The organism is Kitasatospora sp. MBT63, from assembly GCF_000710465.2.
In the GTDB taxonomy this organism is placed as follows: Bacteria; Actinomycetota; Actinomycetes; order Streptomycetales; family Streptomycetaceae; genus Kitasatospora.
Genome location: NZ_JAIZ01000591.1, coordinates 1 through 8,513, shown reverse-complemented (window position 1 = coordinate 8,513; position 8,513 = coordinate 1). Strand labels below are relative to the sequence as shown.

Genomic DNA, 8,513 nt, shown 5'->3' with positions numbered 1-8,513 from the left:
GCGGCTCGCGGACTTCTCGGCCCGGCCGCCGGTCCGCCCGCGCTCGGGCCGCCCGCGCTCGGGCCGCCCGGCTCGGGCCGTCCTGGCTCAGGCCGTCCGGCGCACCAGCGTGGTCGCCCAGGTGGCGAGCGCCGCCGCCAGGAAGCCGAACAGCGAGGCCGAGGTCCACGCCTGCGGGGTGAAGCCCACCGCGGACTGCAGGTCGGTCCAGAAGGCGGTCCACCGGCCGGCGTTCTGGGTCGGCGCCAGGAACTGGTAGACGGCGAAGCCCAGCACCCACGGCACCAGCATCACCAGCCGGGAGGGCGCGTCCTGGTCCAGGTTCCAGCCGTCGCGCCCGGCCCCCAGGAAGTAGTCGACCGCCAGCACCGCGAACAGCGGCACGAACACCGAGCCGATCAGACCGAGGAAGGCGTAGTACGAGTCGGTGAACTCGGTGATCTGCAGCGCCAGCACCGTCACCAGCACGCCGATCCCGCCGGTCAGCAGCCGGCGGTCGATCCGCGGCAGCAGGTTCTGCACCGACATCGCGGTCGAGTAGACGTTGGCGAACGACTGGTCGGTCTCCCGCACCACCAGCACCAGCAGGAACAGCCAGCCCGCCGTCACCCCGGTGAACGACTCGAAGATCCGGCTCGGGTCGCCCTCGGCCTGCAGCAGCGCGACCAGGCCCAGCACGTAGCACCACACCTGCGCCACCGAGTACCCGGAGAAGGTGCCCCAGAACGAGGCCGACGCGGTGCGCGAGTGCCGGGTGTAGTCGGCGGCCAGCGGAACGAACGAGATCGACACCGCGATGATGTAGTCCGTCGCGGTCAGGAAACCGGTCCAGTTGCCCGCCCCCGGGTCGGGGAAGCCCTGCCGGCCGAGCTGCACCGTCAGGTACACCATCGCCACCCCCACCGCGACGGCCACGTACTTGCGCAGCACCGCGATCGCGCCCAGCGGCCAGATCGTCAGCACCGTGGTGAGCGCACCGGCGAGCAGCACGAACAGCCAGCGCCAGCCCTGGGTGCCCGCCACCGCCTGGGCCCCGCCCGCGATGGTGATCAGCTCGAACACGCCCCAGCCGAGGCACTGCACGATGTTCAGCGCCGTCGGCAGGTACGACAGCCTGGTCCCGAACAGCCCGCGCAGCACCGCCATCGCGGGCGCGCCGGTCCGGGCACCGATCAGCGCGGCCACGCCCAGCATCGCGGTACCGATCACCGTGCCGGCCACGATCGCCGTCACCGACGCCGCGAACGACAGCTCGCTGCCGGCCGTCCCCAGCACCGTCGCGGCGCTGGAGAAGCCGATCAGGCTCACCCCGAGGTTGGCCCAGAGCGCGAACTGCGCCCGGAAGTCCAGCGTCCGCGGCGGCGCGGTGTCGAGGACCAGGGGGGCCTCGACGCGCTCCGCGACAGCGGTCGCGGAGTCGGAGGCAGGGGAAGGCGAAACAGCCGTCATGGCCGATACTCCCTACGCCGGCATTACCCGGACAGGTTCCGGCGGTCAGCGCTCCCTCGACCCGCCCCGCCGTGATACCCATGGCGTACGGTCGAACAGCGCACTCTCAGCCTGGTGGGTCCAAGCTCCCGCGTCGTTTCAGTTTGGAGCGCCAGGCTAACGGGCGCCGCCTCGAACGCCAAGGCCAGGGGGGACACTGTCCGCATCACGGAAGTTCCGAATCGCGGAAGTTCCGACGGCCGGGCACCCGTGGCAGCCACCGCGGCCCAGGGCCGTACCGCGGGCCGTCAGGACCACCTAAGCATTCTCATGACTTCTTCAGGGGGCTCCTTACGGCAACTGAATCGGCTATGCGAAAAACTATGGCCAAGTCCGTCAGCTATGGAGGTCGTCCGTGAGCACCGAACACGAGGGTGGGTCCACCGGGCCGCAGGAGGGTCAGTCCTCCGGCGTTCCAGAGGCGGGTGCTCCGACCACCGACCACACGTCGGCCGCCGCGCCGCAGCCGGTCGTCGAATCCGCTCCCACGCTCGCGCTGTCCAAGCAGGCCGACCCGCAGGAGCCTGCCGCCCCTGCCGCCCCCGGCTATCTCGACGCGCCGCCGCCGGTGATCCCCGCGGCCCCGGCCGCCCCGGCGTCCGGCTACCTCGACGCCCCGCCGCCGGCCGTCCCGCACAACCCGTACGCGCCGCCGCTGCCCGGCGCCGCGGAGCACCGCCCGGCCGAGCAGCAGCCGGTCACCCCCGAGCAGGCCGCGTTCGGCCAGGGCGCGCCCGGCCAGGGCAACCCGCCGGCCGGCGAGCCCGGCCACCACCCGTTCGGCGCCGGGCACCCGCTCGGCGGCTGGGGCACCCCGCCCGGCGGCACCGGCGGCCCGGGCGTGCCCGGCTACCCGTCCGAGTGGGGTGGCGGCAGTACGCCGCCCGGCCCCCGCAGGAAGCGCGGCTCGCTGATCGCCCTGGTCGCCGCGGCCGCCCTGGTGGCGGGCCTGGCCGGCGGCGCGATCGGTGCCTCGCTGACCGACGGCGGTGGCAACGGCAGCAGCGGGTCCAGCAGCCACACCAGCACCACCGTGACGGTCGGCGACAACAAGAAGGCCCTCGACCGGGCCCCCGACTCGGTGGCCGGCATCGCCGCCGCGGCCCTGCCCAGCACCGTCACCATCAAGGCGCAGGGCTCCAGCGAGTCCGGCACCGGCACCGGTTTCGTCTTCGACACCGAGGGCCACATCCTCACCAACAACCACGTGGTCGCCCCCGCGGCGAGCGGCGGCAAGCTGACGGTGAAGTTCTCCGACGGCTCCTCCTACCCGGCGTCCGTGGTCGGCCGCGCCCAGGGCTACGACGTGGCCGTGGTCAAGCTCGACAACCCGCCGAAGGACAAGCTCGTCCCGCTGCCGATCGGCGACTCCGACAAGACCGCGATCGGCGACGCCACCATCGCGATCGGCGCCCCGTACGGGCTCGAAGGCACCGTCACCACCGGCATCATCAGCGCCAAGGACCGTCCGGTCGCCTCCGGCGACGACATGGGCTCCCAGTCCTCGTACATGAACGCCCTGCAGACCGACGCCTCGATCAACCCGGGCAACTCCGGCGGCCCGCTGCTCAACGCCTCCGGCCAGGTCATCGGCATCAACTCGGCGATCCAGTCCAACACCGGCGGCTCCACCGGCCGGGCCGGCTCGATCGGCCTCGGCTTCGCGATCCCGATCAACCAGGCCAAGTGGGTCGCCGAGACCCTGATCAAGGACGGCACGCCGGTCTACGCGATCCTCGGTGTGCTGCGCAACGACGACTACAAGGGCGACGGCGCGCAGATCCCCAGCGCCGACGTCCGCGGCACCCCGGCCGTCACCCCCGGCGGCCCCGCCGACCAGGCCGGCCTCAAGCCGGGCGACGTGATCACCAAGCTCGGCGGCATCGCCATCGACAGCGGCCCCACCCTGGTCAGCGAGATCTGGACGCACAAGCCGGGCGAGAAGGTCGAGGTCGAGTACACCCGCGACGGCAAGACCGCCAAGACCACCATCACCCTCGGCGAGCGCAAGGGCGACAACTGACCCGGCACCGGAAACGGTGTGCACCGAACCCCGCCGGACCCGTTAGGCTGGCCTCCGCCTGGAGAGCTGCCCGAGCGGCCTAAGGGAACAGTCTTGAAAACTGTCGTGCGGTGACCCCGTACCGTGGGTTCGAATCCCACGCTCTCCGCCGCACAACGGCCCCTGACCGGTAGGAACGGTCAGGGGCCGTTGCCGTGCCCGGCACCGTTCCGGGGGCGTCCGGCGGTGGCGGGTTCCGCCGGGTGGGTGGCCGTGGGCCGACCCGCCGGTCCGTGGGGTGCGCGGACGCCGCCCGCGGCCGACAATCGTGCGCCCGGGCTGCCGCCGCCGATGCGGAGCCGGGGCACCGGCGAGGCGGAGAGGGCGGGCGGGCCGATGACTGCGACGGGCGGGGTACGGCGCCCCGGGCCGCGGCCCCGGCCGGGCGCGGCCGCCGGGCGGGTCTGGTACGCCGCCTACGCGTCGAACATGTCCCTCGCCCGGCTGACCTGCTACCTCGCCGGCGGCCGGCTGCCCGGCGGGGACCGTGACCACCCCGGCAGCCGGGACCGCCGCCCGCCCGCCGCGGACGTCCCGCTGCTGCTGCCGGGACGGCTGCACTTCGCGCTGGAGTCGTCGGTCTGGGGCGGCGGGATGGGCTTCTACGATCCCGGCGACGGCGACGGGGACGGGGACGACGATGGCGAGATGCCCGCCCGCGGCTACCTCCTGACGACCGGCCAGTTCCTCGACGTGCTGGCCCAGGAGCGGCGCCGCACCCCCGGCGACGGGCCGGACCCGGACCTGCGGGCGGTACTGGCCGACGGGCGGGCCCTGTTGGGCCCCGACCGGTACGAAACGGTGCTCTGCGTGGGCGGGTTGGCGGGTCGGCCGGTGCTGACGTTCACCGCCCCGTGGCGCCGCGCCGAGGCCCCGCTGAACGCGCCGACCGCCGCGTACCTGCGGGTCCTGGCCGCCGGGCTGCGCGAGGCGCACGGGTGGGACACGGCCAGGTCCGCGGCCTATCTGAGCAGCAGACCGGGCGCGGCCGGTGCCTGGAGCGCGGACGGCGTCGCCCGGGTGCTCGCGGTGTCCCGCCCGCTCGGCGAGTGACCGGCCCGCCCGCTCCGCGAACGGCCGGCCGGACCGGCTACCACTGGGCCCAGTCGATGTTCCAGCCGCTCAGGCCGTTGTCCGGGGCGAGCGCCTCCTTCTTGATCGAGCCGCGCACCTTCACCACGTCGCCGATCATCGAGTCCGCGTAGAACCTGCCCGCGGTGGAGTTCGGGTCGCCCGCCGCGGTGTCGACCAGGCCGATGCAGCCGTGGCTGATGTTGCTGCGGCCGACCGCCGGCCCCGCACTCGGGTTGCCGTGCACGTACGTGCCGGTGGCGGTGAGCCGCATCGCGTGCGGGTCGTCGGCGGTGTACGGCTTGCCTTTGAGGCCGGGCACGCCCTCGGACTTCATGTGTTCCATCAGGTGCATCTCGGAGATCACCATGGTCCCGTTCCAGGACGGGTTGTCGTCGGCGCCCGCGGTGATCGGGATGGCCTGGTCCGGCGAGCCGTCCTTCTTGACCACCATCCGGTGGGCGGCGGCGTCCACCTCGCTGATCTTGGAGCGGCCGATGGTGAACTGCTCGTCCCGGTCGGTGGCGCCGTACACCCCCGGCGAGAGCTCGACGTTCTTGGTCCGGAAGTGCACCTTCACGGTGGTGCCGGGCTTCCAGAAGGTCTCCGGGCGCAGGTCGAGCCGGTTGCCGGGGAACCAGTGGCCCTTGACCACGGTGCCGTCCGAGGCCTCGACCGTGACGGCCTTGGCGGCGGCGGCCCTGTCCTTCACCTCGCCCTTGAACTGCACCGAGACGATCATGCCGACGCCGAAGGTGTTCCCGGTGACCACGTTGTCGTCGGCGCCGATCGTCCGCTCGGGCGTCAGCGTGGTGAAGGCGCTGGTCGCGGTGGTGGTCAGACCGCCCGCGTCGGCGGCCTCGGCGCTCACCCGGTACGCAGTCCCGACGGCCAGCCCGTTCGCGGGCACCCAGCCGAGCCCGTCGGCGGCGAGGGTGCCGTCGACCGGCGTGCCGGTGGCGTCGGTGACGGTGACCTTGGTCAGCCTGCCGCCCGCCACCGAGACCTTGAGCGCCCCGGGGGCCACGTCGGTGGCGCCGTCCTTCGGCTCGATCGCCACCACCGCGGCCGAGGTCTTGGCGGCCGGCGCGGCGGAGGCCCCGCCGCCCGCACCGAGGGCCGCCGTTGCGCCGCCCGCCCCGCCCTTGCCGCCGCACCCGGTCACCAGCAGCGCCCCGCTCAGCATCGCCGCCGCCACCGCAGCCGCCGTCCGCCTGGTCATGCTTCCCCCTGTGTGTCCGTCCGTCCGGCGCCCGCCCGCGGGCGGGCCGCCCCGGTCGCTCGCGCTCCCGTACCCGTGGGCACCACCGGCCCCGCACCCATGCACGTCGTGGGGGGCCACGAGGGTGCGCCCGCCCTGCCGCTGTTGCCGAACGGTTACGCGGGGTGCGTGATTCCCGGACACCCACGGCCGGGACGGCCTTGCCCCCGCCTCCGGACGGGGGCAGAGTGCGGGGCGGGGGCAGCGAACGCCGCGGCCGGACGGGACGCCGAACGGGGCGGCCGGACGGGACCGCGGAGTGCCGCGGCCGGACCGGACAGGGACGCGAGAGGTGGAGGCCGCCGTGGGTGATCTGGTCGACCGGCTGATGCAGGGCCTGCCGCCGGAGGCGGTCGCGGTGGACCCGGACGTGGCCGCCGCCTACGCCCGCGACATGGCGGGGTTCTGCGCCGCCGGGGTCCCGGCGGTGGTGGTCTTCCCGCAGACCGTCGAGCAGGTGCAGCACGTGCTCCGGACGGCGACCGAGCTGCGGGTCCCGGTGGTGCCGCAGGGCGCCCGCACCGGCCTGTCCGGCGGCGCCAACGCCGTGGACGGCTGCATCGTCCTCTCGCTGGTCAAGATGGACCGCATCCTGGAGATCGACCCGGTCAACCGGCTCGCCGTGGTCGAACCCGGGGTGGTGAACGCCGTGCTGTCCCGGGCCGCCGGGGAGTACGGGCTGGCCTACCCGCCGGACCCGTCCAGCTGGGAGTCCTGCACCATCGGCGGCAACATCGCCACCGGCGCGGGCGGCCTGTGCTGCGTGAAGTACGGCGTGACCAGCGAGTACGTCCTCGGGCTGGACGTGGTGCTGGCGGACGGCCGGCTGCTGAGCACCGGCCGCCGGACCGCGAAGGGCGTCGCGGGCTACGACCTGACCCGGCTGCTGGTCGGATCCGAGGGGACGCTCGGGGTGGTGGTCCGCGCGGTGCTGGCGCTGCGCCCGGAGCCGGCTCCGCCGCTGGTGCTGGCCGCCGAGTTCGGCAGCACGGACGCGGCCTGTGCGGCGGTCTGCGAGGTGATGGCCCGGGGGTTCACGCCGTCGCTGATGGAGCTGATGGACGCGACCACCGTCCGGGCGGTCAACGAGATGGCGGCGATGGGGCTGCCGGCGACCACCAAGGCCCTGCTGCTGGTGGCCTTCGACGGCCCGGGGCAGGCGGCCGAACTGGCCGCGGTGGCCGAGCTCTGCCGGACCGCGGGGGCCACCGAGGTGGTGCCGGCCGAGGACCGGGCGGAGTCGGAACTCCTGCTGCAGGCCCGGAGGCTGGCGCTGCCCGCGCTTGACCGGCTGGGGACCACGATGATCGACGACGTGGCCGTGCCGCGTTCGCAGCTGGCGCGGATGCTGGCGGGGGTCGCGCAGATCGCCGAGCGGAGCGACCTGACCATCGGTGTGGTCTCGCACGCGGGTGACGGCAACACCCACCCGGTGGTGGTCTTCGACGCGTCGGACGAGCAGGAGACGGCCAGGGCGGAGCGCTCGTTCGAGGAGATCATGGCCCTCGGCCTGGAACTCGGCGGCACGGTCACCGGCGAGCACGGCATCGGCCTGCTGAAGCGGGAGTGGCTGGCCCGGGAGTTGGGGCCGGTCGGCCTGGAGGTGCAGCGGCAGATCAGGTCGGTCTTCGATCCGCTCGGAATCCTGAATCCGGGTAAGACCCTCTGACGGTCATTCAAATGACCATCCTGCCTTACCCTTCGGATGCATCCGGAGTGGCCGGAAAGGGCTGAAGAAATGGCCTTGGTCGGCCGATCCGACCGAATCGGGGGCGTGCGGGCCGAATGTGCGCCCGGGGTGGTGCGATCGGTGTGCGACCGACCGGCTGCGCGCCTGCCGGGCGGTGCCCGCAGGGCCCGGCCGTTCGGGCTAACTGCCAAGCCAGGGGCGGTGTGTCTGCCGACGAACGGCGTATTCCCGGTCTAAGCGACTGCGGCCCGATGTCACGCTAACGGGCGAAAAGGCCTCCCGGTGCTGGTGCTTTGTCGATTTGTTGCGGAAAGCTGTCTCTCGGCGTCGCAGCCCGCAGGTGTTCGTCTGGCCGCGAACTCCCGCACTTATCAACACAATTGCCGCCCCAGTGCGGGGCGGCGGGTTCTTGGAGGACTTCATGGCGCGCTCCCGTATCCGCACCACCCGATTGGCCGGACTGCTGGTCGCCGCTCCGCTCGCGGCGGGCCTGCTGCTGGCCGGCGGGGCCGGTACGGCCGTCGCCGACAACGGCGCACTGGCCGGCGACGGTTCCAACAGCAGCGTGGTGTCCAACTTCGGCAGCGGGAACATCTTCGGCTCGGTCGACGGCAACTACAACGCCACCCAGCAGACCGCCACCGGTGCGGGTGCCTCGAACCAGAACAGCAACGTCGGGGTGAAGGACAACACCGGGTTCGTCTTCACCGACCAGTCCAACAAGAACATCCACTTCGTCTTCGCCCCGGTCTTCGGCGGCTGACACCACCACCGGACCGCACCCACACCCCACATCCACCTGCACATCCACGGACACCGGTGGGACCACTGACGGCGGGGGCGCCGGCAGCGGACGACGACGGTGACCGGACGGGCGAGGGGGCGGGCGGACCGGATCGACGACACCCGGAAGCGGAAAGGGTCACCGCACTCCGGCCAGG

The 8,513-nt window shown here is 73.3% G+C and carries 6 protein-coding genes, 1 tRNA gene and 1 riboswitch; of the genes, 5 read left to right on the top strand and 2 right to left on the bottom strand.

Annotated elements, in window-relative coordinates:
• Positions 1-87: 87 nt before the first annotated feature.
• Positions 88-1,449: a cytosine permease gene (locus tag AA75_RS31335; RefSeq protein ID WP_033823704.1), complete on the bottom strand. Its 1,362-nt coding sequence runs from the start codon at positions 1,447-1,449 to the stop codon at positions 88-90.
• A riboswitch (TPP riboswitch) is annotated at positions 1,440-1,591 on the bottom strand. (Overlaps the previous gene by 10 nt.)
• A gap of 252 nt (positions 1,592-1,843) precedes the next feature.
• Between AA75_RS31335 and AA75_RS31330 the strand changes: the two genes are divergently transcribed.
• From AA75_RS31330 to AA75_RS31320, 3 genes are all read left to right on the top strand, one after another.
• Entirely contained in the window at positions 1,844-3,511 is a 1,668-nt protein-coding gene (locus AA75_RS31330) for a S1C family serine protease (RefSeq protein ID WP_033823703.1), read from the top strand.
• 60 nt (positions 3,512-3,571) lie between these two features.
• Positions 3,572-3,659: transfer RNA gene (locus AA75_RS31325), tRNA-Ser, on the top strand.
• A 227-nt stretch (positions 3,660-3,886) separates the two neighbouring features.
• Positions 3,887-4,603 carry a hypothetical protein gene (locus tag AA75_RS31320; RefSeq protein ID WP_033823702.1) on the top strand — a complete coding sequence of 239 codons (717 nt, stop codon included), beginning with the start codon at positions 3,887-3,889 and terminating at the stop codon, positions 4,601-4,603.
• Positions 4,604-4,640: 37 nt separating this feature from the next.
• Here the strand turns inward: AA75_RS31320 and AA75_RS31315 are convergent, their stop codons facing one another.
• Positions 4,641-5,843 (bottom strand): Ig-like domain-containing protein, encoded by a 1,203-nt coding sequence (locus AA75_RS31315; RefSeq protein WP_033823701.1) that lies wholly within the window; start codon positions 5,841-5,843, stop codon positions 4,641-4,643.
• Between the two features lie 343 nt (positions 5,844-6,186).
• Between AA75_RS31315 and AA75_RS31310 the strand changes: the two genes are divergently transcribed.
• On the top strand, positions 6,187-7,551 hold the full coding sequence (locus AA75_RS31310) for an FAD-binding oxidoreductase (protein WP_033823716.1): 1,365 nt from the start codon (positions 6,187-6,189) through the stop codon (positions 7,549-7,551).
• 442 nt (positions 7,552-7,993) lie between these two features.
• On the top strand, positions 7,994-8,335 hold the full coding sequence (locus AA75_RS31305) for a hypothetical protein (RefSeq protein WP_033823700.1): 342 nt from the start codon (positions 7,994-7,996) through the stop codon (positions 8,333-8,335).
• The last annotated feature ends 178 nt before the right edge of the window (positions 8,336-8,513 follow it).